Raw genomic sequence first — 24,695 nt, 5'->3', positions numbered from 1 at the left:
GCCGGAACTTCCAGCGGTTAATTCGCTCGGATCCGCGCCGGCAAACTCAAGCGGACCGTTTGATGAACCCCCAACCGGCCGAACCGGGCGCCTACACCCCGAACAGCAGCAACTCCTCGGCGGTGATCAGGCGTTCGTGCTTGGCGGGAAACTCGCGGCTCTTTACCGGATGGCGGAACCATGACCAGGCCTTTCGCCCCACCCGCGATCGAGGTAATGGATTCATATGCAAAGTGACCACTCCTGCGACGTTCTACTCAGCCGGGGCCTCTGTGGCGTGAAGCCCACAGCGGTCCATTAGACACCCGCGGTTCGGCAAACTATCGCAGACTCGCCGCGCGCGCACCGGCGTGTTTCTGGTGTGACTGGTGTGACTATTGGAGGGGTGCGGCGGTGGGCTTGACCGGCGCCGGCAGGGCGGTGGCGCCCATCAGGTACCGGTCCACGGCCGCCGCCGCGGCCCGGCCCTCAGCTATCGCCCAGACGATCAGCGACTGGCCCCGGCCTATGTCGCCGGCGACGAAGACGCCGGGCACCGACGCGTCGAAGTCGGCGCCGCGGGCGACGTTGCCCCGGTCGGTCAGCTTGACCCCGAGGTCGGTCAGCAGGCCTTCGGGCTCCGGGCCGACGAAGCCCATCGCCAAAAGCACCAGGTCGGCCTCCAGCTCGAACTCCGAACCCTCGACCTTGACGAACTTGCCGTCCTGCATCTCGACCTCGTGCGCCCTGAGCGCCGTCACGTGGCCGTCCTTGCCGACGAACTCCTCGGTGTTCACCGAGAAGACCCGCTCGCCGCCCTCTTCGTGCGCCGACGAGACGCGATACATCAGCGGGTAGGTCGGCCACGGGGTCGACGGCGCGCGCGTCTCCGGCGGGCGCGGCATGATCTCGAACTGGTGCACGGACACCGCGCCCTGGCGGTGCACGGTGCCCAGGCAGTCGGCCCCGGTGTCGCCGCCGCCGATGATGACCACCTTCTTGCCCTCGGCGTTCAGCGGCGGCGGCCCGTCCAGCTCGCCCAGCGCCTGCCGGTTGCCCCACGGCAGGAACTCCATCGCCTGGTGGATGCCGTCCAGGTCGCGACCCGGGATCGGCAGGTCGCGCCACGCGGTGGCGCCGCCGGCCAGCACGACCGCGTCGAAGTCTTCGCGCAGCCGGTCGGCGGTGATGTCGACCCCGACGTTCACGCCGGTGCGGAATTCGGTGCCCTCGGCCCGCATCTGCTCCAGGCGCCGGTCGAGCACCCGCTTTTCCATCTTGAATTCCGGGATGCCGTAGCGCAGCAGCCCGCCGATGCGGTCGGCCCGCTCGAACACGGTCACGCTGTGACCGGCGCGGGTCAGCTGCTGCGCGGCGGCCAGGCCGGCCGGCCCGGAACCCACCACCGCGACGGTCTTTCCGGTCAGCTTGTCCGGGGGTAGCGGCACCACCAGGCCCTGGTCGAAGGCGTGGTCGATGATCTCCAGCTCGACCTGCTTGATCGTCACCGGGTCCTGGTTGATCCCGAGCACACAGGCCGGCTCGCACGGCGCCGGACACAACCGGCCGGTGAAGTCCGGGAAGTTGTTGGTGGCGTGCAGGCGCTCGATCGCATCGCGCCAGCGCCCCCTGCGCACCAGGTCATTCCATTCCGGGATCAGGTTGCCCAGTGGACAACCGTTGTGGCAGAACGGGATCCCGCAGTCCATGCAGCGGGTGGCCTGCTGGCGCAGGGTCTCCTCGTCGAAGTCTTCGTAGACCTCGTTCCAGTCGCGCAACCGCAGCGGGACGGGCCGCCGCTTCGGCAGCTCCCGGTGGGTGTATTTGAGGAAGCCGGTCTGATCAGCCATGCGCGGCCGCCATGATCGCCTTGTCCACGTCCACGCCGTCGCGTTCCGCCTCGGCGATCGCCTGCAGGACCCGCTTGTAATCCCGCGGCATCACCTTGGCGAAGTGCCGCAGCTGCCCGCGCCAGTCGGCCAGAATGCGTTGGCCCACCGGCGAATCCGTGGCATCGACGTGGGACTGGATCATGCCGAACAACCACTCGGCGTCGTCGTCATCGAGGGTCTCGAGTTCTACCATTTCGGTGTTGAGGTTCTGCGGCAGTTCGCCGCTGGGGTCGTAGACGTACGCGACGCCGCCGGACATGCCGGCGGCGAAGTTACGGCCCGTGCGGCCGAGGATGACCACCTTGCCGCCGGTCATGTACTCGCAGCCATGGTCGCCGACGCCCTCGACCACCGCGTGGGCGCCGGAGTTGCGGACGGCGAAGCGTTCGCCGACCACACCGCGCAGGAACGTCTCCCCGCTGGTGGCGCCGAACAGGATCACGTTGCCGCCGATGATGTTGTCCTCGGCGACGTAGTCCGGCGGGACGTTGTCCGACGGCCGAACAACGATCCGGCCCCCGGACAGGCCCTTGCCGACGTAGTCGTTGGCGTCGCCGTAGACCCGCAGGGTGATCCCGCGCGGGACGAAGGCGCCGAAGCTGTTGCCCGCCGACCCTTCGAAGGTGATGTCGATCGTTCCGTCCGGCAGACCCTGCCCGCCATAGGCTTTCGTCAGCTCGTGGCCCAGCATGGTGCCCACCGTGCGGTTGACGTTGCTGATGGTGGTGGAGAACCGCACCGGCTTGCCGGAATCCAGCGCCTCGCGGCTCATCACGATCAGCTGCTGGTCCAGCGCCTTATCCAGCCCGTGATCCTGCCGCGAGCTGCAGTACAGGTCCTGGTTCATGAACGCCGACTCCGGCTCGTGCAGCACCGGAGCCAGGTCCAGCTTGTGCGCCTTCCAGTGCGCCCGCGCCAGCGTGGTGTCCAGCGACGCCACCTGGCCGACGGCCTCGTTGAGGGTGCGGAAACCCAACTGCGCCATGTATTCGCGGACCTCTTCGGCAATGAACATGAAGAAGTTCTCGATGAACTCGGGCTTGCCCGTGAACCGCTCGCGCAGCAGCGGGTTCTGCGTGGCCACCCCGACCGGGCAGGTGTCCAGGTGGCAGACCCGCATCATGATGCAGCCGGCCACCACCAGCGGGGCGGTCGCGAAGCCGAACTCCTCGGCGCCCAGCAGCGCGGCGATCATCACGTCGCGGCCGGTCTTCAGCTGGCCGTCCACCTGCACCACGATCCGGTCCCGTAACCCGTTGAGCAACAACGTCTGCTGCGTCTCGGCCAGGCCCAGCTCCCACGGCGCCCCGGCGTGCTTCATGGAGGTCAGCGGGGTGGCGCCCGTTCCGCCGTCGTGGCCGGAGATCAACACCACGTCGGCGTGCGCCTTGGACACCCCCGCGGCCACGGTGCCGACGCCGTTCTCGGAGACGAGCTTGACGTGCACCCGCGCGGCGGGGTTGGCGTTCTTCAGGTCGTGGATCAGTTGCGCCAGGTCCTCGATGGAGTAGATGTCGTGGTGCGGCGGGGGCGAGATCAGGCCCACACCTGGCGTGGAGTGCCGGACCGATGCGACCCACGGGTAGACCTTGTGTCCCGGAAGTTGTCCTCCCTCACCGGGTTTCGCGCCCTGCGCCATCTTGATCTGGATGTCGGTGCAGTTGGTCAGGTAGTGCGAGGTCACCCCGAACCTGGCGGAGGCCACCTGCTTGATCGCACTGCGGCGCCAATCCCCGTTCGGGTCGCGCTCGAAACGCTTGACGTCCTCGCCGCCCTCACCGCTGTTGGAGCGGGCTCCCAGCCGGTTCATCGCGATGGCGAGCGTCTCGTGCGCTTCAGCGGAGATCGAACCGTAGCTCATCGCCCCGGTGGAGAAGCGCTTCACGATCTCGCTCGCGGGCTCCACCTCGTCCAGCGGTACCGGGGGGCGGACGCCGCCGCGGAACTTGAGCAGCCCGCGCAGCGACGCCATCCGTTCGCTCTGGTCGTCGACCAGGCGCGTGTAGTCCTTGAAGATGGTGTACTGGCCGGTGCGGGTCGAGTGCTGGAGCTTGAAGACGGTCTCCGGGTTGAACAGGTGGTACTCGCCTTCGCGGCGCCACTGGTATTCCCCGCCCACCTCGAGCTCGCGGTGCGCGCGCTCGTCCCGGCGGTCCAGGTAGGCCACCCCGTGGCGGGTGGCGACGTCGGCGGCGATGTCCTCCAGCGTGATCCCGCCGATGGGGCAGCTCAGCCCGGTGAAGTACTCGTCGAGCACCTCCTCGGAGATGCCGACGGCCTGGAACAGCTGCGCACCGGTGTAGGAGGCCACCGTCGAGATGCCCATCTTGGACATGACTTTGAGCACGCCCTTGCCGGCGGCCTTGACGTAGTTGTTGAGCGCCGTGTTGCGGTCCAGGCCGTCGAAGAAGCCGCGGTCGAGCATGTCCTCGATCGATTCGAAGACCAGGTAGGGGTTGATCGCCGCCGCCCCGAAGCCGACCAGCGCCGCCATGTGGTGCACCTCGCGGGCGTCGCCGGTTTCGACCACCAGCCCGACCTGGGTGCGCGTGCGGTCCCGCACCAGGTGGTGGTGCACCCCCGCGACGGCCAGCAGCGACGGGATGGGGGCCATCGTCTCGTCGGAGTTGCGGTCGGACAGGATGATGACCCGGGCGCCGTCGGCGATCGCGGCCGAGGCCGCGGCGCGGACGTCCTCCAGCGCGGCGGCCAGCCCGGCGCCGCCCTCGGCCACCGGGTACAGGCAGCGAATCACCTTGGAGCGCATGCCGTGTGGGCGCCCGTCGACCTCGTCGTCGGGGTTGAGGTTGACCAGCTTGGCAAGCTCGTGGTTCCGCAGGATCGGCTGCGGCAGCATGATCTGGTGACACGAGTTCTCGCCCGGGGTGAGCAAATCGGACTCGCCGCCGGTGGTGCCCTGCAGGCTGGTCACCACCTCCTCGCGGATGGCGTCCAGCGGCGGGTTGGTCACCTGCGCGAAGAGCTGCTGGAAGTAGTCGTAGAGCATCCGCGGCCGCTCCGAGAGCACGGCGACGGGGGTGTCGGTGCCCATCGACCCGATCGGCTCGGCACCGGTGCGCACCATCGGGGCCACCAGCAGGTTGAGCTCCTCGTAGGTGTAGCCAAAGGTCAACTGCCGCTTGACCAGTCGCTCGTGCGGCATCCGCGAGTAGTCGCCCTGCGGGAGCTTGTCGAGCGGAACCAGACCCTTGTCGAGCCACTCCTGATACGGATGTTCGGCGGCCAGCTCGGCCTTGATCTCCTCGTCGGCCACGATGCGGCCCTGCGTGGTGTCGACCAGGAACATCCGGCCGGGCTGCAGCCGCATCCGACGGACCACCGTGGCCGGGTCGAGGTCCAACACGCCGGCCTCCGAGGCCATCACCACCAGGCCGTCGTCGGTGACCCAGATTCGCGAGGGGCGCAAGCCGTTTCGGTCGAGGACGGCGCCCACGATGGTGCCGTCGGTGAAGGTGATGGACGCCGGGCCGTCCCACGGTTCCATCAACGAGGCGTGGTACTGGTAGAAAGCCCGCCGGGCCGGGTCCATCGCGTCGTTGCGCTCCCAGGCCTCGGGGATCATCATCAGCACGGCGTGCGCCAGGCTGCGGCCGCCCAGGTGCAGCAGTTCGAGCACCTCGTCGAAGCGCGCGGTGTCCGACGCACCGGGCGTGCAGATCGGGAACAGCTTCTCGACGTCGGCTTCCGAGCCGAACACGTCGGTCTTGATCAACGCCTCGCGCGCCCGCATCCAATTCTCGTTGCCCGTAACGGTGTTGATCTCACCGTTGTGCGCCACCCGTCGGAACGGATGCGCCAGCGGCCACGACGGGAAGGTGTTGGTGGAGAACCGCGAATGCACGATGCCCAGCGCGCTGGTCATCCGGTCGTCTTGCAGGTCCAGGTAGAACGCCTTGAGCTGCGGCGTGGTCAGCATGCCCTTGTAGACCAGGGTCTGACCGGACAGGCTTGGGAAGTACACGGTTTCGCGGCCGGGCCCGTCCTGGCCCGGGCCCTTGGTCCCCAGCTCGTGCTCCGCACGCTTGCGTACGATGTAGCAGCGCCGCTCCAGCGCCATGCCGGAGGCCCCGGCCAGGAACACCTGTCGGAAGGTCGGCATGGCGTCGCGGGACAGCGCGCCCAGCGAGGAGTCATCGGTGGGCACGTTGCGCCAGCCCAGCACCTGCAGACCCTCGGCCTCGGCGATCTTCTCCACCGCCGCGCACGCGGCGGCCGCATCCTTCGACGACTGCGGCAGGAATGCGATGCCGGTGGCGTAGCTGCCCTGCTCGGGCAGGTCGAACTCGACGACTTCGCGCAGGAACGCGTCCGGGACCTGGATCAGGATGCCCGCGCCGTCACCGCTGCGCGGCTCGGCGCCCTGGGCGCCGCGGTGTTCGAGGTTGAGCAGCGCGGTAATCGCCTTGTCCACGATGTCGCGGCTGCGTCGGCCGTGCATGTCGACGACCATGGCAACGCCGCACGAGTCGTGCTCGAACGCGGGGTTGTATAACCCGACGCGCTTGGGCGTCATATGCACCTGACCCTTCACACAGGATGTTCTCCGCCAGCCGTTACGAGCGGCCCCGACGGGGCCGCGCCCAAGCAGCGGGCTCGACCCCGCCGCGCTCCGCCGCGCCACCGGTCCCCCGGACCGACGGCCCGCCCGCGCCGGCGCCCGCCTTCGCGGCCGAACCTCCCCCGGAGCGCGGCTGGCGACGCTGGGTGTGGCTGGCCACCTTCGGCCTGGTCAAACTCGGCCCGTCGGCGACCCAGCGGCAGGAGGCGGAGGACGTGGCGGTCATCCGGACCGCCCTGCACGGCAACTACAAGGTCGGTGTGCTGGGCAAGGGCGGCGTCGGCAAGACGTCGGTGGCCGCGACCGTCGGCTCGCTGTTCGCGGAGTTGCGCAGGCAGGACCACGTCGTGGCGATCGACGCCGACACGGCCTTCGGGCGGTTGAGCAGCCGGATCGACCCGGCGTCGACCGCCTCGTTCTGGGAGCTCACCGCCGACAAGAACCTGCGGTCGTTCGGGGACGTGGTCGGGCGGCTGGGTCGCAATTCCGCCGGCCTGTACGTGCTGGGCGGCGAACCGGCGTCCGGCCCGCGCCGCGTGCTCGATTCCGCGATCTACCGGGAGGCGGCCCTGCGGCTCGACCGGCATTTCACCATCTCGGTCATCGACTGCGGCTCGACGATGGACGCGCCGGTCACCCAGGAGGTGCTGCGTGACCTCGACGCGCTGATCGTGGTTTCCTCGCCGTGGGCCGACGGCGCGTCGGCCGCCGCGCGCACGATGGAGTGGCTGGCCGACCAGGGCCTGACGACACTGTTGCAGAACACCATCGTGGTGCTCAACGACTCCGACGGGCACGCCGACAAACGCACCAGGAGCCTGCTGGCCCGGGAGTTCATCGACCACGGCCAGCCCGTCGTCGAGGTGCCGTTCGATCCCCATCTGCGGCCCGGCGGTGTCATCGACGTCCGCCGGGAGATGGCCCCGGCGACGCGGCGAAAGTTCCTGCAGGCGACCGCAATCGTCGCCCGGTACTTCGCGGCGCGCCCGGACCGCACCCGCGAGCGCCGGCCGAGAGGCGAAGGGCGCTAGTCGGGTTCGACCGCCGGGGTCAGGCCGGCGCGGGCCACGGGGTCGGCGACCGCCTCGATCTTGGCCACCAGGCCGCCGCGGATCGTCAGCGTGATCGCGGCGAACAGCCGCCGGTCGGCGAACGCCAGAACCCGTCCGGCGGGACCGCTCACCAGGGTCACGTCCGGGCCCAGGTAGCGCAGCAGGTTGGTCGCCACCGCGTGCGGTCCGTGGTTGACCTGCGGCGGGGGCGGGGGGTCGGCGAGGACCGTACCCACGCCCCACACCGTCGGGTCGAGCACCGCGGTCAGTCCGGCGATGTCGCCGTTGGCGCAGGCGGTGGTGAATTTCTCGGTGACCAGCTGGTGCTCGGCCGACGTCACGTCGGTCAACTTGGGTTGCGCGGCAGTGCATTTCGTCCGCGCACGCCGGGCCAGCTGCCGGCAGGTGCCGGCCGGGCGGCCCACAATGCGGGCGATCCCGTCGAAGGGGACCCCGAACACGTCGTGCAGCACGAAAGCCACGCGTTCACCGGGGCTCAGCCTGCGCAACACCTCGAGCAGCGCGGTGCGGATCTCGCCGTCCAGCGTGACCCGGTCGGCCGGGTCGAGCCGCTGCGGGGCGGCCCGCTCGCCGATGTCGCCCGGCCTCTCGTAGCGGGCGCGGGCCGAGCCCAGGTGATCCAGGCACAGCCGGCTGGCCACCACGGTCAACCATCCCCGGACGTCGTCGATGTCGCCGACATCGGCTCGGGACAGCCGCAGAAAGGCTTCCTGCGCAACGTCTTCGGCGTGCCCGACATCGCCCAGCATCTGATAGGCGAGGTTGACCAGGTACGCGTGGTGGCGGCGCCAGGCCTCGCCGACGCGGTCGGGCGGTGACTGCGAGTGATCCATGAACCTTCGACGATCCGGTGCCGCGAAAAGTTACGCATTTACGGCTGTAACTTTCCCACCTTCGGTGCCGTCCTTGATAGCGGTCGCAGAACTCGCCGAAGGAGACACCATGACGATCCTCGTAACCGGCGCCACCGGCGACGTCGGGCGCCCCCTGTTCGCCGAACGCGCCGCCGCGGGAGCCCACGTCCGGGCGGTCGAACTTCGCCGGCATGTGGCCGCCCAGATCCGGGCCGGAGACGTGGTGGCCGGTCGCGCTGCTCACCGAAGACCTTGTGGCGCAGCGGATTCCCCTGACCGGCCGCCGTCGTTGAGCAACGCCGGGCTCGTCGAGGTCATCGCGGCCGTGCTGGATCGACCGCTGCGGTATCGCGAGATACCGGACGACATGGCGCGCCAGGGGTTCGTCGGCCTGGGTTTCACCACCGAATTCGCCGACGCCTGTCTCGCGATGCTGCGCCAGGCGCTCGAAGGGCGCGCCCGCGGCACCCACGACGTGGAGAAGATCCTCGGCCGTCCCGCCGTCCCGTTCGGCCAGTGGGTCGCCGAGCACCGCGACCTGTTCACCGCGAGCACCTAGGAGAGCCGCCGTGTCCGAACCCCGCCCGCCGCGCTGCCTCAAGCCGATGAACAAATTGATGATGGCCGTGCAACGGCTCGGGATCCCGACCGGACCCGCGATGGTGCTGACCGTGCCGGGGCGCAAGTCCGGCCGGCCGCGCAGCACGCCCATGACGCCCTTCGAATTCCAGGGCGGCCTCTACGTCGTCGCCGGTTACCCGGGCGCCGACTGGGCGGCGAACGCCCGGGCGGCCGGCACCGGCACGCTGAGCCGGGGACGGCGGTCGCGGCCGGTCCGGATCGTCGAACTGACCGCCGAGGAGGCACGCCCGGTGCTGCGGGCCTTTCCCCGGGAGGTGCCGGTCGGTGTGGCGTTCGCGAAGCGCTCCGGCATGGTGTGCGAGGGCACGCCCGACGAATTCGAGGCGCTGGCGGGCCGGCTCGCCGTCTTCCGGTTCGAGCCCGGTCCCGCCGCTGAACGGGGGGGCGGAGACGAAACAGCGCGAGAGATCGAATGATCTCCCGCGCTGCCAAGTTGGCCGAAGCCGCCGTCCGCTCGACTGCAGAGCGAAGCGGCGCAGCGGGTCCGGCTCATGCCCGCCCGGGCCGCAGACCCCTCGAAGCGGCGGCCCGGTGGCGGGTCAGGCCGACTTGGCCGTCTGACGCACCGGGTAACCGTTGCGTTCGGCCAGAGATTTCAGTTGGCCGAGGGCAAAGGTGCGTCCGCGCCCGGCTTCGGGGATGACGACGCCTGCCCACAACCCCTCCGCACCCGCCGACTCGACGGCGTCACGCGCGCACTGCCACCGTCGCGGGCAGGCCCGGCACATCGCCTTGGCCTCCTCGTCGGGGGACGTCGTCCATCGATCGGGATCCTGCGTGCAGACGCCCAGCGGGATGTTGTACAGGGCCGTTGCGGTCATGTCGCGTTCCTCCACAAAGCGTCGCAGTTCTTCGTGCTACTGGTGGGTAGCGTATAGCACCAACCGTGCCAATGCAACGGTTTACGCTTGGAGGCCCGCGCCGGAACGGTTTCAACGCTTCGGTAAGCGCTCTATCATCACGAGGATTTCCCGGCGCAGCTCCCCGCGGGAGATGGCGAGCGAGGCACATAGAGCCAGATCAGATGGAATCATGGGTCGTCGGATACTCCGGAGCGCGCCGCACCACCAAACCGTTGCGAAGGCTCGGTTGCGCTCGCGGCCGCGGCGCGCCGATGCGCGGCCAATAACGTCATCACCAACCGTAGCGAAGCGATAGGATGGGCGGGTGCAACGGTTAGAATCCCTTTCAAGGGTGTGCCACGTCTTTCCGTGCGCACCACGACCGAGGGGGGAAACACCGAGATGACAAGGGCCGAGTCGACCGCCCAGCCGCCGCTGCTCGTGCACACCGGCGAGACGTCACATTCGATCGACGCCGAACGCGGCGCGGTCACGATCGGGCGGGAGCCGCAAGCCGGCGTGCAGATCGACGCGCCGCACATATCCGAGGCGCACCTGCGCGCGGAACCCACCGGCGGCCAATGGCGGATCGTCGACAACAGCCCCGACGGGATGTTCGTCGACGGACTGCGCAAGTCCTCGGTGACCGTGACCGACAGGACCGTCGTGCGGTTCGGCGACCCCACCGCCGGCAAGGCGTTGACCTTCGAAGTCGCCAAGCCGTCAGCGGACGGCCCTGACGACCACGAAACCGAACCGCACAACGGAGAGCCCGATCCCGGCATGGTTCGCGCCGGGCGCGCCGCCGCGGCGCGGCGGCGGGAACTGGACATCAGCCAGCGCAGCCTCGCCGCCGAGGGAATCATCAATGCGGGCGCGCTCATCGCGTTCGAGAAAGGCCGCAGCTGGCCGCGGCAACGCACCCGCGCGAAGCTGGAGGAGGTGCTCCAGTGGCCCGCCGGAACCATCGCGCGGATCCGGCGGCCGCCGCCGCGGCGTCCGCTCCCCCATCCGCGGGCACGCGGGCACCCGATGCCGCGATCTCCGAGGGCCCCGCGACGCTGATCGCCCAGGCCGTCGTCGCCGCCGTGGACGGCTGCAGCCTGGCCATCGCCGCCTTGCCGGCGGTCGACGACCCCGAGTTCATCAGGCGGGCGGCGCCCATCCTGGCCGACCTGCGCCAGCTGGAGGCGATCGCCGTGCGGGCGACCCGCATCAGCCGGATAACCCCGGAGCTGATCAAGGCGCTGGGCGCGGTCCGACGCCATCATGACGAACTGATGATGCTCGGGGCGTCCGCACCCGGTGCCCCGCTTGGGCAGCGCTTGTACGCGGCCCGCCATCGCGCGAACCTTTCGACGTCCGAGACCGCGCAGGCGGCCGGCCTGCCGGAGGACGTGATCGTTCGCGCCGAGGTGGGAGAAGCGTTGCCGGACGACGTCACCACGGCCATCGAAGCCCTGATCCGTCAGATCAGCTGACGGCTGGGGCCGGCCGGGCCCGTCAGGTCAGCATGCGGTATTGGGCGGCCATCTGCTGCTGTGCGCTGTCGAGTTGGCGCGCAACGGTTTTGATGGCGTAGCGGTCCGCGGCGGCCAGGCACCAGTAACGCGGCACCAGGCCGTTGGCGCCGGCGACGCGTGTGCAGTGGCTGCCGGCGAGGCCCGGAACCGGGGCGGCGGCCTGCGCGCCGGCGGTCTTGGCGGCCATGTCGCTGTAGGCCTGGGCCAGGCTCTGGGCGGCGCCGGGGTCCTTGGCCTGGTAGACGGTGGTCCGGTTGGCGGCGACGTCGTCGACGCCGGCCGCGGTGAGCGCCGGCCCGACCGCAACGGGGTCGTCTTCCAGGTGCAGGGCGCCCGCCGGCGGGTAGGCCGCGCCGTCCGTGGAGGTGGCCTGGTCCGGGGGAAGCGGCAGGGTGCGCGCGACCAAGCCGGTGGGATCGGCTGGCAGAGCGGCGAATTGGTCGGCGGGGGTGGGCGCGAAGGTGTCGATGAGCGGAATCTGGAGGTCGAGCGTGCGGGCGACCAGCGGGGCTTGGCAGTCGGTGCCGGTGGCGCAGCGCACGACCTGCACCAGGACGTAGGGCCCGTGCGCGGTGAGCGCGGTGAGTTCGCGCTCGGTCTGCGCGCCCTCCTGGAAGGTCAGCAGGGACGCGGCGGCGTCGGGATGCCCGGGGATCGGGACCGCGCGCTCCGGCTCGGTGACGATGGGCGTGGCGGTGGGCTCCCGCGGCATCGCCATCGCGCGGGCGTGCATGCCCTGGGCGGCGGTGGTGGCGGTGGTGGCGTCGGCGAAGCGCAGCACGGCATTGCGCAGCGACATCCTGGGCTCGGGGCCTCGCGCCTGGCGTTCGGACATGAACCCGACCACGAACGGCAGGGCGTAGGCGCCGCCGGCGATCGGCGTCCACACCACCCGGGCGAACTGATCGAAGTTTTCGATCACCGTGGCCGGGCTGTTGGATTCGGGGTCCACCAGGCCGGCGTCGGCCTGCCAGGGACCGGTGACGTAGGCGGCCATGCGGCGGCCCTCGACCCGGCGTCCCGCCTCCGTGGATCCCGCCGCGCCGAGGGGCGGCGACGGGGTGGTCGGGTATTGGCCCGGGTCGAGCAGCGCGGTGTTCACCGACGTCGACGGAGGTTGGGGAACGGGGTGCGCCTCGCCGGCCGTCGTGTGCCCGCAGCCCGCCATGACAACGGCCAGCGCGGCGAACGTCCACGATTTGGAACGCAGCACTTGGTCTTTCCTCCAGCGGCCTACAGTTGGCAGACTTTCCAGCCGTCTTCGAGTTTGAGCGGCATGGTCACCGCGCGAGTTCCCACGGCCTCGTTCTGTGAGGTCATGGCGACGGTGGCGGTGTCGCCGGTGACCGTGACGGAGGTGATGGTGATGCGGGTCAGCCCCGCCGCGTCGGCGAGCGCGCCCGCCGAGGGAAAGCGGGCGGCCGGGTCCTTGGCCATGGCGATGGCGATCACCCGGTCGAGCCCGCCGGGCAACGACGGCACCGCGTCGGTGACCCGCGGCGGCGGGCTGAACAGGTGGCCCATCATCACCGCCGCCGCCCCGTTGGTGGCGGGGAACGGGGTCTTCCCGGTCAGCAGGCGATACAGGGTGCAGCCCAGGGAGTAGATGTCGGCGCGGCCGTCGATGGGCGCGTTGGACAGCACCTCGGGGGCGGCGTAGGCGACGGTGGCCATCACCGACCCGGTGGCGGTCAGGCCGGCGTCGTCGAGTGCGCGGGCAATCCCGAAGTCTCCCAACAGGACTCGCTCGGCCGGCCCGACGGGCCCGGAGAGCAGGAAGTTGGCGGGTTTGACGTCGCGGTGCACGACGGCGTGGGCGTGGGCGAAGTCGATGGCCTTGGCGACCTCGGCGATGATGTGCACCGCGCGCGCCGGGCTCATGGTGCCCTCGCGCAGGGCCGCGTCCGCGTCGGTGCCGTCGACGAACTGCATGGCGATCCACAGCTGGCCGTCCTCGGTCTGGCCCCGGTTGTAGACGGACACGATGTGGGGATGCTCCAGCGCGGCCGCGGTGTCGGCCTCGCGGACGAAGCGCGCCCGGAAGTCGGGGTCGCGGGACAGTTCGGCGGACAACACCTTGAGGGCGATCTGGCGCGGCAAGGCGGGGTCTGCGGCCAGATACACCGCGCCCATGCCCCCCGTGCCGAGCACGCGCTCGATTCGGTAACCGCCGACCACCGAGCCGGTCGTCAGCATCCCCATAACCTACGACGCCCTACCAGACGATGGCGGACATATCGCGGTTATCCGAGCACACGCTGCGCACCGCGGCCTGGATATCGGGCGCGGTGATGATCTGCAGATCATCGACGGTGACGGGTTGGCCCGCGCGTTTCTGGGCGACCACCCGGGTGTCGCGAAACCCTTCTGCCCGTTCGATGACGTTGCGGGCGAACCGGCCGTTCTGCATGGCGTCGATGCCGTGCTGCCCGCCGGGCGTGGTGTAGTTGCGAATGGTGGTGGCCGCGTCGAGAAACGTCTCCCGCGCGGCGTCGTCGAGGAGGCTGGCACGCGGCGCGGCATAGCGTCGCCCGATCTCGACGATCTCGTCCGGCGAATACGACTCGAAGCGCAGCTTGCGGTTGAACCGCCCGGCCAAACCCGGGTTCACCGTGAGGAATTCGTCGACCTGATCCTCGTACCCGGCGCCGATGAAGCAGAAGTCGAAGCGGTGCACCTCCAACGCGACCAGTAGCTGGTTGACCGCCTCCATCCCGATCATGTCCGGCGTCCCGTCCTGGTGGCGCTCGACCAGCGAGTAGAACTCATCCATGAAAATGATTCTGCCCAGCGACTTTTCGATCAGCTGGTTGGTCTTGGGGCCGGATTCGCCAATGTAGTGGCCGCAGAAGTCCGACCGCCGCACCTCGCGGATCTCGGGATTCCGCACGATCCCCATACCGGCATAGATTTTGCCCAGCGCTTCCGCCGTTGTGGTCTTGCCGGTACCCGGTGGTCCCACCAGCAGCATGTGATTGGTCTGTCCCTCGACCGGCAGACCGTGTTCCAGGCGCATCATCCGCACCTCGAGTTGGTCCTCGAGTGCCGACACCGCCTGCTTGACCGCCGCCAGGCCCACCTGTTTGGCGAGCAGCGCGCGGCCCTCGGCCAGCAGTTCCGCGCGGCGTTCAGCGGCGTCGTCGTCCTCGAGTTCCTCGCGCGTCTTGGCGGTCGAGGCGTCCCAGCGATCGGTCCGGCTTTCGATGGTGTGCTCGTCGGTCACCACCAGTTGCAGGTGCGGGTCGGCGAGGGCTTCCTTGGCCGGCTGGGTCAGGACGCCGTTAATGGTGGCGCGGGACAACCAGATCTGGGCCTTGTCCTCCTCGCCGAGCTGCCGGTGCACCATGCCGCGCACGTACGCCAGATCAGCAACCAGCAGCGGGATGTCGGCGGGGCCGATCGCTGCGGTCAACACGTCGGCGCCGAACCGGCTCGACGACGTGCTGTGCCCGATCACGTCCACCCGATCCAGCCAGTCCAGGGCAACCCGGCCCTGCCCGAGATGGGCGGCGGCGTAGGCGGCGAGTGCGCAGATCGACGCCGTGACCGCCGACATGATGATCGCCTGCGGTGGTAACTCCTCGGCGGCCGTCAGCAACACGTCGGGCCAGCGTTGTGTGGTGAACATCAGGAAGGCCCGGGCCAGCTGGTGCCATTGGTGGCTGGCCCACGAATCGAGCAGATCCGGGTCCGCGAGCAACCGATCGGCTTCGGAGTACTCCCCGGCAATGGTCAGCGCCGACGCCAGCGCCAGACCGACCTGCGACGCGTCGGTCACCGTGATGCCGATGTAGGGGCCGAGCTGGATCTGGGCGGCGAGCGTGGTGCCGATCCGTGTCGTCTCCCGGTGCAGCCATTCGCTGGTGGCGTGCAGCCGCTTGAGTGAGCTGAGGGAGTTGTCGCCGCAGGCGATGCGCCCGAGCCAGGCGTCGGCCATCGTCGGGTCGGCGTCGGTGGCGGCGGTGAACTCCGGCAACGCCGCCGCCCGGCCGTCACGGCCCATGACCGTCATGCCTCGGTCGAAATGCCTTCGAGCGCTGTGCAAGTCAGCCATGGCCCGTGTCATTGCTCGGTGTGCTGATCAAATCTCGGCCTCGCAAACGTCCTAGTTGGCGATCGACATGCTGACCGGATCCAGGCTGACGTAGCGGTTCTCGGCCCGGAACAGATCCATCACGACTACCCAATCTTGGCCCCCGGCATGAAGGTTCACCGTCGCGGGCCCGATCTGCTCGATCGTCACCTCGAAGTTGTGCCGCTGCGGCGCGGAAAGGATAGTCCCGGCCGGGGCGACGGTGACCACGGTGGCGGGTCGCGGCGTGGGCGAGATCGCGATGTCTCCGGCGTCGACGCCGCCGAAGTCCGCCGCGCTCTCGGCATGCCGCCGGTGCCGCGCGACGAACTCGACGACGCTGACAGTGGTGCGCGGCGCCGGACGTGGGGTGCTGACGACGCTGATCTCCGGCATGCGCACGCTGGCCCAGCGTGCCGGATCACGGGTGTGGACGCAGACCCGCTCGCCGGCACCGGCCATGCGTATCACGATCCGTTTGGCGATCGGGTCGTCGGCCGCGACGAAGACGCGCGAGAGTTCGCCGGCATCGGTGACGGGAACCATCAGGCGATCCCCGTTGCTCAGCTTGCCGATCAAGACACCCGACGGGCCGATCTCGGTGAGCAGCTGCTCCGGCAGGGGGGAGCGCCGCAGACCCCGCAGGTGTGGCCGTGGACCGCACATGTTCGCCGCGGCCGCGGCGGCCTGTTCGCCGTTGAGCCGGTGCAGGATGACCGCCGGCGGGGTGGGCGCCGGGGTGGGGGTGCGTACGGTCACTGTCGCGGTGCAGGTGGCATCGGAGTACACAGTGACGTTCTGGATGACCTCGTCGGCGCGCAACGTCCACGCCTGGGCCAGCACTCGGGAGTTGATCGCGGCAGCGGGGTAGGCATACGTCGTCATCCAGCCGGATTCCCCGCGAACGGCCTTCCAGCGCTGCGCGTCTCCGCCCACCGCATCCGATCCGAGCCGGCGGTCGAGTTCGAGCAGGTCGGTGGCGGTGGCCACCTTCGCCCGCAGCCCTTGGCAACGCAGCAGGCCCGCGATCCGCTGCGCCACCGAAACCGCAGCGGCGCCAACGGTTGTCCGCCAGCGCAAGGCTTGATTGTTGTCGAGCATGGGTAGCCGCATGATCAGCCACGTTTCGCGCCGGCCGGCATACGGCGGGGTGCCGATCTCCGAGTCGTACACGCGCGGATAGTCCCCCACAGTGCCGTGCCGCGATCCGACGGTGACCACGCTGATCGACTCCAGCCGCAGGCCCAGGGCTTGTCGTAGCATCGGCACCAGTTCGGCGACGTCGATGACGTTGTCGGTCTCGACGGTCACCGAGCCGGTCACCCTGGTGGGTTGGTGCGCGCGTCCGAGCAGTTGCACTGCGACCACCGCGGTGCCGTCTTGCACCCGCACGCCCCCGCCGGATCGGTTGTTGGCCACCGTGATCGGTGCATCCCAGCTGATCGGGCGTCGCCCCCTACGCCACAGCACGGCCCACGACCACGCCGGCTGTCCCCACCATCGGACGAACACCACGAAAGCGCCCAGTGCCGCGGCGATCGCCGCGCCGACATAACCCGCCAGGGCCCAACCGGCCAGGCCGAGCAGGAAGACGACGCACACCCCGAACACCCGCCGATTGCTCTCCGGACCGAAGCCGGTCAACAGGGGCCTCATCGCGCCCTCCGCAGCCGCGCCGCCACGGTGAGCACCAGTACGCCCGCGGCGACCGCGCCGACGAAGCCGACGGCGATGTTGCGCGCCCGGTGATCCTGCGGCGGCGGCGGCGGTGCGGGCGTGATGACGCGGCTGTGCGCGCCGGGTGGCAATCGGTCCCCGGGCGGAATGTTGAAGGTCAGGGCGGCGACCGGATCCACCAGTCCGTACCCAACCTTGTTGTCCACCCCCGTCGGCGGATTGTGCGCCGACTGCATGATCCTATTGATGATCTGGTGGGCGCTCAGGTCGGGAAACTTGGCCCGTACCAAGGCTGCAACGCCACTGACGTAGGCCGCTGAGAAGCTGGTACCCCAGAACGGCATGTTTTTTTCGCCAGGCCGCGACGGCGGGTAGGCGTTCACCGGGCCGCCCCCCTGCGGCGAGAGTCCCATGATGTGGGTGCCGGGCGCCGCGACGCCAACCCAGGGACCGGACATGCTCTTGTCGAGCGCGGCGCCGGTGGCGTCGACGGCACCGACCGACAACACATAGTCCGAAAACCACGACGGCGCGGAGATCGTCTTGACTTGGTGCCAGTCCCGCGGATCGGATGGGTCCAGCGGGTCGAACATCGGGTTGTTGTCGCAGCCGGCTTCCCCGTCGTTGCCGGCCGCCGCCACGATGACCGCGTCCTTGACCGTGGCCGCGTACCACAGCGCGGCGCCCAGTGCCCGCTGGTCATTGGGTGCGACCGCGGGCAGGCAGGCGGTCACCGAGATGTTGATGACTTTGGCGCCCATGTTCGCGGCGTGCACCACCGCGCGCGCCACGGTGTTGATCGTTCCCGCTTTGACCTTTTCGTCGGAGTTGGGGTCGGCCGGGGACGGGTTGACCGGCTCGAAGGCGCGCGACGACTGCCGAATCGAGATGATGGTCGCGTGCGGAGCGACCCCTACCACCCCGTCCGGCGCGCCCGGCGGGGGCGGTGGGACGGCGGGTTCGTCCTCGGTCTGCGGATCAGGCGGGCCGTTGGATGCCGCAGTCGCGCCCCCGCCCTCCGGCGGAGGGGGTGGTGGCGGTGGGGGCGGCGGTGGAACGAGCGTGATCGTCACCGGCGGTGGGGGCGGGGGCGGCGCCGCCGGTGGCGGAACCTCAACCGGCGGCGGCGGTGCGGCTATCGCCGGCGGCGGTGCGGCCGGGGGTGGGAACGCCGGCGTCGGCGGCATCGGGCGCGGCATCGGCACAATCCCTTGCGGCGCAGCGGCAATGATCGAGCTCACCACCGTACCGTGGGCGTCGCAGTCCGACAATCCGTCCTCACCCATGATGTAGTCCCCGCCGGGCACCACAGGCAGCCGCGGGTTAGGCGAGACGCCGGTATCGATGACTGCCACCGCCACGCCGTTGCCGGTGCTGTATTGCCATGCATTGCCGATGTTGAGCAGGTTGTAGCCCGGCGCCATCTGCGCGACGTCGGGATTCTTCACGGTGATCGGGGTGGAGCAACTGTTGGCGCGGCGCATCGGCTGGTCGGGTCGCGGCGGCCCGTCGGGCGGCACCAGAGCGGGATCCACCACCGGTGGCGTAATCGCCTGCGCAGCAGTCATATTGGCTGACAAAGCGACCAGGGCAATCGCGGCGCTCAGCGCCGCCGCGCGGCGCGGAGCCCACCTCAGTGCCGGAGCCACGTGAAGAGTCCCCCCAGCGCCGCCGCCGCCGGCAGCAAGACGATCAGCGCCAGCACTTCGGCCCATTCGACCGCCAGCCGGATGAACGGCCTGAACCGCATCGCGGGCACCAAAAGTGCTGCAGCCAAACCCAGTGCGGCGAAACCGGCTACCGCCACCGCGGGCCACAGCAACGCGGCGACGGTGTCCTTGGGCTCGGCCAGCGCGTACCTCAGCACGCCCGCGCACACGGCCGCGGACGCCCCGCAGACCAGCGCAACCGCCTGGTATTTGGCGGCGAACCCCCTGCCCTGCGTGATGAATATGCCCACCACCAGTCCGGCGACCAACTGTGCCAACCACTCCCAGGGCCGTCCCGGCGCCAGCACCCCCCACACCGCCGCGGGCAGCACAAGCGAGACCCCAACGCAGACACCGACCTGCACTGCGTTAACCAGGCGCGCCGAGGCGGCGATCGCAGCGCCACGCGCGGTGATGTCGGTCAGTTCGTTGTCTTCGTCTTCGGTTTCGTCCTCGCTCACGGGCGACACCGTGTCCACCGGCATCCCCTCGCGTCGCGCGAACAAGTCACGTCCGGTGATGGATCCGAAGTGCGGGGGCCGCACCCGGGCCACCCACAGCGCGATCAGCGGCGTCATTCTGACCAGCACGAGCAGTAGCACCAAAACGCAGATCGACAGCACCTGCGGCGACGCGGGCCGAAACATCCGGACGGCGGCGACGGCCGCCAGGATCCCGCATACCGTGATCACGGCGGTGGCGGCCGTTGTCTGCCAACGTTTCCGGGTCAGCACGCCGATGGCCAGGGCACCCAGGATCACCAGCACCAGCCCAATCAACGCGTGGGGGGCGCCCAGTCGCCCAGGGGGGGCGCAGGCGCCGGCGACGGCCAGCGCGAGCACGGCCAACCACGCGAACCCGGTGAACATGTCGCGTCGCTCTCGCCAGCCCCACCGGACCACCGATGTCGCGATGACCAGCAGCGCGGCGATCCCGCCGGCCACGGCCGCGGGAACGATGCCATCGGTGAAGGTTCGGGCCCGTAGCGTCAGGGCCAGCGCCGAGGCCGCCGCCATGGCGACGATCGCGATCGCGGTGTGCGCCGCGGTCAGCGGCGTGACCGGTGCGAACATCGGGTCGCCGCCGTCGCGGCCGAGCCACTTGCCCATGGCGGCCAGGCCCGTCGACAGGGACTCGTACTGGGGCTCGAAAGATTCACCGGCCACCCTGGGCACCAGCACCAGGGTGTCGCCGTCCTGCACGCCTAACTCGTCGAGGCTCTTGTTGATATCGAGTCGCACACCATTGATCTTGTGCAACTCATAGCTGCCCGCCGGAAGCGCCACTCCTTCAAAGCCTTTGCGCTTGAGGTCAGCGTCGAAGAGCTCGACCATTCCCTCGAAAAATCCCTCGACCGGAATTTCCGCGGGGAACACTTGGGAGCACAGGTGCTTCTCGTAGGAAATGTTCACCGCACAACGCGCCGGGAAGGCGACCTTATGCGGCGTTGTCACGGCACCGCCCGCTCGGCATCGGGCACGTATTTGTCGGCCAGGCCCGCGGTGATTTCGAATAGCCGCAGCCGCGACTTCTTGTTCAGCTCGTGCACGGTATCGATGATTCCGCCCTTAGCAAGGTGCGGATCAAACGGCATGACCTCCACGATTGCCCCGACCTTGGTGAACCGTTCGGTCAGGTAGGCCAGGGCGTCTTTGTCGGTGAGGTGGTCGGTGTGGTTGATGATCACGGTGCTGCGCGAAACCAATTCGTGGTAGCCCTGTGAGCGCAAATAGTCCACGGCCCGCAGGACCGGCTTGGAACGATCCGCCGTGATTCCCGAGACGAACACCAGGGTGTCGGTGTTCTCCAGAACCGGTTTCATCACTTCGTGTTCAAGGTCGGGGGAGGTGTCCACGATCATGACTGTGTGGGTTCGCCGCAGCCGCGACAATACCCCGGAAAACATTGCCGGAACCAGCGGCCGGGGCTGGTCTGACGTGCGGTTTCCGGCCAGCACGTCGAGGCCGACCGCGTTCTGCCCCAGGTGCTCGCGGATGTCGGCGTACCCCTGCACGTCCGTATCGTTGATGATCGCGCTGTAGTCACCGGGCGGCGACTCGTCGATGCGGTCCGCCAGGGTCCCGAACCCGGGCACGGCATCGATCGCAATGACGTTCTGCGGCCGGCATTCCCGGAAGACTCCCCCGATGCAGGCGGTCATTGCAGTGACCCCGACCCCGCCCTTTCCGGAAACGACGGTGATCACATACTGGCGGCGAATGTGGCGCCTGATGCGGTTCTGCAAATCGCGGTAGTGCCGTTCGCGTGGCGATTCACCCAGATTAATTTTCCGGAATGTCGCGCTATAGATGAATTTCCGCCAGCCCGACCCCGGCGGTATCTTCCGCGGTGCCGCGAGATCGGTAATCCGCATGGTTTCGGATACCGAATCTCGGAAGTTGCGCCCCACCGACGGATCCCCCCGTCCGAGCGCCCCTTCGTCCGACATATTCGGGTCATTCCAAGGGCTCGTCACAAATGCGATGCTAACACGATCCGGGATCCGCCGTTTACCCGATTACTTCGCCCTTAGACGCGGAAGGCATTGTTAATTCACGTGATTGGGTTAGCCAGTTAGTTGAGGAGCGCCGTGATCAGCCCCCCCGCCGATACGAGTACCACTCATTGCCGGCGGGGAGTCGCCGGATGAGTCGCTGCACCGCCCCAGCGATGTCGCTGCGGGAACCGGGAGAGATGACCTGGTAACGGCGCTGGCCCGACAGGACCTCCGCGACGCAGAGCCGGCCGGCGGGGGTGTCGACGATTGCCACTGTCGAATCGCCGACGGCAAAGCGTGCGGTCCGTTCGGGGCCGACGCCGGCCTGCAGCGCCACGATGGCCGCGTGCGCGGACCGCGCGGGATCAGCGGCCATGGTGATCATCTGGAGCTGGTCGGCGTCGAGGCGCTGACTCAGCAGGAAAGACCGCAGACTCGCCGCATCGCGCACCGACTCCAGCAACTGCGCCCTGTCGAGGGTGACCGGTCGCAGCGGCGCCGCCTCCGCCACCCCGCACAGCCGCTCGATCTGGCCCACAACCAGTTCACCGGCCGCCGTCTCGTCACCGGCCGTGCCGATCGGATACAGGCGTACCAGGTCGTCGTGGCGCTCCAGGACCACCCACCAGCTCGCGAATCGGCAGATGGACGCCCGGGTCGGCTCGCGGCCCGGCACTCCCATGTTGACCAGGAGGCCCAGGTCTCGCCGGACCAGAACGGTGAGCCACTCGCGGATCATTGGATCGGCGTTGCCCGCCTCGTCGAGCGCGCCGGCTGCGTACAGCTCGGCCGCAACCGGGTGTTGCAGTGCCCGTTCCGGGGTGTCCAGCCGCGGCAGCAGTGGCCGCAGGCCGAGCTCGGGGCACGTCTGCTCGACCCCGGTCACCGCCTGCAACACCCACAGCCCGTCGATCGTCGTTGTCAGCACGGCGATTTCACCTCAGTTGCCGTTCGAGGGCCGGGCCCCGCGCGCACCGGCCTCGAGGGCACGTGAGTACCCCCGGGCCGCAACGCTTTTCAGGTCCAGAACAGGCCCTGCGAGGCCTTATCCGTGGCTATCGCGTTGCCGAGCACGTGGCTGGTGGTTGTCCCGTGCTGGCGCACCGTGTCGACCAGGCCCTGCAGACCCGACAACATTTGGTGCTGGGCGTCAAAAAATCCCATGGCGCCCTGGCCGGCAAAGAATTCCTGCAGCGCGTTGGTCAAGTTCGCGGTGTCGCCGTGCAGTGCCTCCAGCTGGCCCGCGCGCGAACCGACATCGGTGGCGAAATCGCTTACCACCGCGGGGTCGTACGAAATGAAATCCGCCATTTGAGAAGTCCTTTCAGAGTGATGCGAATGTGCGGGAGCGTCAGGCGCTTTGCGTGCCGCCGAACAGGGCCTGGAACGAGGACACCGAATCGGCTTCGTGGTGCTCCATCAGGGCCGCCGCCTGCTTGAGTCCCTCGGCGAGGCGGGTACCGCCGGTCAGTACCTTGTTCAAATCGTTGGTGACCTCCATGGCGGTCGCGTGCGAGGCGACGACGCCGGCACCCGACCACGACGCGGGGCTCATCGCGTTTTCCTGGTTCGCGAGGTATCCCTTGGCGATCGCCATCGCCTGCTCCATGTTGGCCTGAATTTTGTCACTGGTGGAACGCAATAGGTTCGCGTCCACCTTGATCGAGTTGTTGGCCACTTGTTTTTCTCCTTTTCCGGCTGTTCGCTCCCCCCCTTCACCGGGGTATGCGAGGCAGTGTATGGGCCCTATTCAGATGTGTCGATTCACCCTGTGAGCAGGCGATTTACTACGCGCGGTCATCAACCACCCGCACTGTCGCGGGTCGCTCTGACTTGCCGTGGGATCCGCGCTGACCCCCCGCCGCATGCCCAACGGGCATGCCGCCGATCGTGTTGCCGCCGGCGCTCGTCGTCGCCGGGCGCACCGTCTCGGCGCCCAGCGCCCCGCTCGGGCGCAGCCCCACCGGGCGTCCGCCGGTGGCGGGTTCGAAAGCGCTGACGGGACGGGTGAAAGTGGTCGCGGGCACACCCGAGCCCCCCATCGATACGCCCCCGCCGCCAACCGAGGCGCCGGCCTGCGCGGCCGAGAGCCCGCCGGCCGAGGCAGCCGAGACACCCGGGGCGGCCCCGCCCATTCCCAGCGCGCCGGGGTTGGCGAACATCCCCATCATCGATTGCAGCGGCTGCATCATCTGAGTGGGCGCCTGCATCAGCTGGGTCGGCGCCTGCAGCGCCTGCGGGACCGCCCCCATCAACGACTGCATCGGCTGCATGAACGTACCGAGCTGATCGCCCATGCCCTGGCCACCCGACGCCGCCTGGCCGGCGCCCGACGTCCCCGCTTGCGCACCCTGGTAGGCCGTGCGCATACCGTCGCCGGCCGCGGCTTCAGCGGCGCCGGGGCGGCCGGCGATGCGCCCATGCCGGCGACCGGCGGGGGAATTGCCAGGCTTTCGGCCAGCGCCGCGAGAATCGCGCCGTAGGCCGCGCCGACCGCGGAATTGGTCGGCCACATATTGCCGAAGTACTCGAATTCCAGCGAGGCGATGCGCGGGGTCAGGGTCCACAGCACGCTCGGGTTGATGCCGTAGTCGGTCGCGGTCTCGACGCGGTTCGCGATGCATTCCGGGGCCGGACGCATGCCGGCATTGGCCGCCTCGTAGGCAGCGATCGCCGCCGCCACCACGGCCGGCTTCACATCCACCCAGCCCGCCAGACCGTGTAGCGCAGCGTTGAGCATCGTGACGTTCAGCGCCGAGGCCGCAGACCCGGCGCCCACCCAGCTAGCCGACGTCGCGGCCGTATTTATCGCCGACGCGACACCTGAGGCGTGATGGCTGGCCCCCAAAGTCGTCCAGGCCGTCTGGTTGGCCACATGGGTGGCCACGCCGGTCCCGGCTTTGAGCAGGAGGTCGTTGTCCTCGGGTGTACGCGCAGCCCACCCCGGATCAGGCATGCGCAGGTCCCTTTAGAGCCCTATCGCCGCCGCACGCGCCACCTCGGTGGCGTCGTAGACCGCCGACGCGATCCCCTGTGTACCGGCGAACAGCTCACGCTGCGCCGTGTGCTCGGTGACCACCCCCAGGTAGCCGGCACCACACGCGTTGAGCGCCGCCGCAAACATCGCCGAGTCCGGATCGCCCCCCATTGGCGTCACTCCGACCAATGCAGGCGCCGCGGCCGAGGCCGCGGCCTGGGTTTCCGCACTGATTGCCGACTCCGCCCCCGCCGAGGCCAGAACGGCCTCGGGTTGCACAAACCAAGACATGCATTCCCTCCGATTGGTTAAGCAATAAAACTTGCTTGCCCGTCAGTCTAGTGCGGTTCGTCGGTTGTGCTATTCAGTTCTTTGCGGC

The 24,695-nt window shown here is 69.2% G+C and carries 18 protein-coding genes and 3 pseudogenes; 5 read left to right on the top strand and 16 right to left on the bottom strand.

Annotation, left to right across the window (positions count from 1 at the left end; genetic code table 11):
* Nucleotides 1-374 precede the first annotated feature (374 nt).
* Entirely contained in the window at nt 375-1,829 is a 1,455-nt protein-coding gene (locus BN971_RS10255) for a glutamate synthase subunit beta (RefSeq protein ID WP_085178798.1), read from the bottom strand.
* On the bottom strand, nt 1,822-6,405 hold the full coding sequence (gltB, locus tag BN971_RS10250; RefSeq protein WP_085178799.1) for a glutamate synthase large subunit: 4,584 nt from the start codon (nt 6,403-6,405) through the stop codon (nt 1,822-1,824). Before gltB ends, BN971_RS10255 begins: the two co-directional genes overlap by 8 nt.
* Nucleotides 6,406-6,428: 23 nt before the next feature.
* Between gltB and BN971_RS10245 the strand changes: the two genes are divergently transcribed.
* Complete coding sequence (locus tag BN971_RS10245; protein ID WP_090350071.1) at nt 6,429-7,481, top strand: MinD/ParA family ATP-binding protein; 1,053 nt, start codon at nt 6,429-6,431, stop codon at nt 7,479-7,481.
* On the opposite strand, the gene sigI is transcribed toward BN971_RS10245, so the two are convergent.
* Entirely contained in the window at nt 7,478-8,356 is an 879-nt protein-coding gene (gene sigI, locus BN971_RS10240) for an RNA polymerase sigma factor SigI (RefSeq protein ID WP_090350069.1), read from the bottom strand. The genes BN971_RS10245 and sigI overlap by 4 nt on opposite strands.
* Nucleotides 8,357-8,538: 182 nt before the next feature.
* Between sigI and BN971_RS26630 the strand changes: the two are divergent.
* Both BN971_RS26630 and BN971_RS10230 read left to right on the top strand, forming a co-directional pair.
* A pseudogene (locus BN971_RS26630) lies at nt 8,539-8,936 on the top strand (Rossmann-fold NAD(P)-binding domain-containing protein); the annotation flags it as partial.
* A gap of 10 nt (nt 8,937-8,946) precedes the next feature.
* Nucleotides 8,947-9,435 carry a nitroreductase family deazaflavin-dependent oxidoreductase gene (locus tag BN971_RS10230; protein WP_085183506.1) on the top strand — a complete coding sequence of 163 codons (489 nt, stop codon included), beginning with the start codon at nt 8,947-8,949 and terminating at the stop codon, nt 9,433-9,435.
* 123 nt (nt 9,436-9,558) lie between these two features.
* Here BN971_RS10230 and BN971_RS10225 read toward each other — a convergent pair whose 3' ends face one another.
* Nucleotides 9,559-9,840 (bottom strand): WhiB family transcriptional regulator, encoded by a 282-nt coding sequence (locus BN971_RS10225; RefSeq protein ID WP_085183511.1) that lies wholly within the window; start codon nt 9,838-9,840, stop codon nt 9,559-9,561.
* A gap of 375 nt (nt 9,841-10,215) precedes the next feature.
* Between BN971_RS10225 and BN971_RS25710 the strand changes: the two genes are divergently transcribed.
* Both BN971_RS25710 and BN971_RS25705 read left to right on the top strand, forming a co-directional pair.
* On the top strand, nt 10,216-10,926 hold the full coding sequence (locus BN971_RS25710) for an FHA domain-containing protein (protein WP_249262723.1): 711 nt from the start codon (nt 10,216-10,218) through the stop codon (nt 10,924-10,926).
* The gene (locus BN971_RS25705; RefSeq protein ID WP_249262733.1) at nt 10,812-11,342 is read left to right on the top strand and encodes a hypothetical protein; all 531 of its coding nucleotides are present in this window, start codon (nt 10,812-10,814) and stop codon (nt 11,340-11,342) included. The genes BN971_RS25710 and BN971_RS25705 overlap by 115 nt, the downstream gene beginning before the upstream one ends.
* A gap of 22 nt (nt 11,343-11,364) precedes the next feature.
* Here the strand turns inward: BN971_RS25705 and BN971_RS10215 are convergent, their stop codons facing one another.
* The 12 genes and pseudogenes from BN971_RS10215 to BN971_RS10160 form a co-directional block, all read right to left on the bottom strand.
* Nucleotides 11,365-12,597 (bottom strand): DUF7373 family lipoprotein, encoded by a 1,233-nt coding sequence (locus BN971_RS10215; protein WP_085183507.1) that lies wholly within the window; start codon nt 12,595-12,597, stop codon nt 11,365-11,367.
* A gap of 167 nt (nt 12,598-12,764) precedes the next feature.
* Nucleotides 12,765-13,586 (bottom strand): annotated as a pseudogene (locus BN971_RS10210) (serine/threonine-protein kinase); the annotation flags it as partial.
* A 13-nt stretch (nt 13,587-13,599) separates the two neighbouring features.
* Nucleotides 13,600-15,450, bottom strand: coding sequence for a type VII secretion AAA-ATPase EccA (gene eccA, locus BN971_RS10205; protein ID WP_090350068.1), 1,851 nt, complete (start codon nt 15,448-15,450; stop codon nt 13,600-13,602).
* A gap of 39 nt (nt 15,451-15,489) precedes the next feature.
* A complete protein-coding gene (gene eccE / locus BN971_RS10200; protein WP_085183510.1) occupies nt 15,490-17,112 on the bottom strand; it encodes a type VII secretion protein EccE in 1,623 nt (540 codons plus the stop codon).
* Nucleotides 17,109-18,701: a type VII secretion-associated serine protease mycosin gene (gene mycP, locus BN971_RS10195; protein ID WP_249262722.1), complete on the bottom strand. Its 1,593-nt coding sequence runs from the start codon at nt 18,699-18,701 to the stop codon at nt 17,109-17,111. Before mycP ends, eccE begins: the two co-directional genes overlap by 4 nt.
* 65 nt (nt 18,702-18,766) lie before the next feature.
* Complete coding sequence (gene eccD, locus BN971_RS10190) at nt 18,767-20,296, bottom strand: type VII secretion integral membrane protein EccD (RefSeq protein WP_085179829.1); 1,530 nt, start codon at nt 20,294-20,296, stop codon at nt 18,767-18,769.
* Complete coding sequence (locus BN971_RS10185; protein WP_090350065.1) at nt 20,293-21,318, bottom strand: MinD/ParA family ATP-binding protein; 1,026 nt, start codon at nt 21,316-21,318, stop codon at nt 20,293-20,295. Before BN971_RS10185 ends, eccD begins: the two co-directional genes overlap by 4 nt.
* A 118-nt stretch (nt 21,319-21,436) precedes the next feature.
* A complete protein-coding gene (locus BN971_RS10180) occupies nt 21,437-22,267 on the bottom strand; it encodes an ESX secretion-associated protein EspG (protein WP_090350063.1) in 831 nt (276 codons plus the stop codon).
* Nucleotides 22,268-22,356: 89 nt separating this feature from the next.
* Complete coding sequence (locus BN971_RS10175) at nt 22,357-22,650, bottom strand: WXG100 family type VII secretion target (protein ID WP_085179827.1); 294 nt, start codon at nt 22,648-22,650, stop codon at nt 22,357-22,359.
* 40 nt (nt 22,651-22,690) lie between these two features.
* Nucleotides 22,691-23,002: a WXG100 family type VII secretion target gene (locus BN971_RS10170; RefSeq protein ID WP_372512116.1), complete on the bottom strand. Its 312-nt coding sequence runs from the start codon at nt 23,000-23,002 to the stop codon at nt 22,691-22,693.
* A gap of 124 nt (nt 23,003-23,126) precedes the next feature.
* Nucleotides 23,127-24,295: pseudogene (locus BN971_RS10165) on the bottom strand (PPE domain-containing protein).
* Nucleotides 24,296-24,307: 12 nt separating this feature from the next.
* Nucleotides 24,308-24,607, bottom strand: coding sequence for a PE domain-containing protein (locus BN971_RS10160; protein WP_085179824.1), 300 nt, complete (start codon nt 24,605-24,607; stop codon nt 24,308-24,310).
* Between the last annotated feature and the right edge of the window lie 88 nt (nt 24,608-24,695).

This window comes from Mycobacterium bohemicum DSM 44277 (assembly GCF_001053185.1).
In the GTDB taxonomy this organism is placed as follows: domain Bacteria; phylum Actinomycetota; class Actinomycetes; order Mycobacteriales; family Mycobacteriaceae; genus Mycobacterium; species Mycobacterium bohemicum.
This window is presented reverse-complemented; position numbering and strand designations above follow the sequence as displayed.

Bases quoted from the DNA above. Each gene is read 5' to 3' on its own strand.
- BN971_RS10255 (WP_085178798.1), bottom strand. From the start codon at position 1,829: ATGGCTGATCAGACCGGCTTCCTCAAATACACCCACCGGGAGCTGCCG.
- gltB (WP_085178799.1), bottom strand. From the start codon at position 6,405: ATGACGCCCAAGCGCGTCGGGTTATACAACCCCGCGTTCGAGCACGAC.
- BN971_RS10245 (WP_090350071.1), top strand. From the start codon at position 6,429: ATGTTCTCCGCCAGCCGTTACGAGCGGCCCCGACGGGGCCGCGCCCAA.
- sigI (WP_090350069.1), bottom strand. From the start codon at position 8,356: ATGGATCACTCGCAGTCACCGCCCGACCGCGTCGGCGAGGCCTGGCGC.
- BN971_RS10225 (WP_085183511.1), bottom strand. From the start codon at position 9,840: ATGACCGCAACGGCCCTGTACAACATCCCGCTGGGCGTCTGCACGCAG.
- eccA (WP_090350068.1), bottom strand. From the start codon at position 15,450: ATGACACGGGCCATGGCTGACTTGCACAGCGCTCGAAGGCATTTCGAC.
- eccE (WP_085183510.1), bottom strand. From the start codon at position 17,112: ATGAGGCCCCTGTTGACCGGCTTCGGTCCGGAGAGCAATCGGCGGGTG.
- mycP (WP_249262722.1), bottom strand. From the start codon at position 18,701: ATGACTGCTGCGCAGGCGATTACGCCACCGGTGGTGGATCCCGCTCTG.
- BN971_RS10175 (WP_085179827.1), bottom strand. From the start codon at position 22,650: ATGGCGGATTTCATTTCGTACGACCCCGCGGTGGTAAGCGATTTCGCC.
- BN971_RS10160 (WP_085179824.1), bottom strand. From the start codon at position 24,607: ATGTCTTGGTTTGTGCAACCCGAGGCCGTTCTGGCCTCGGCGGGGGCG.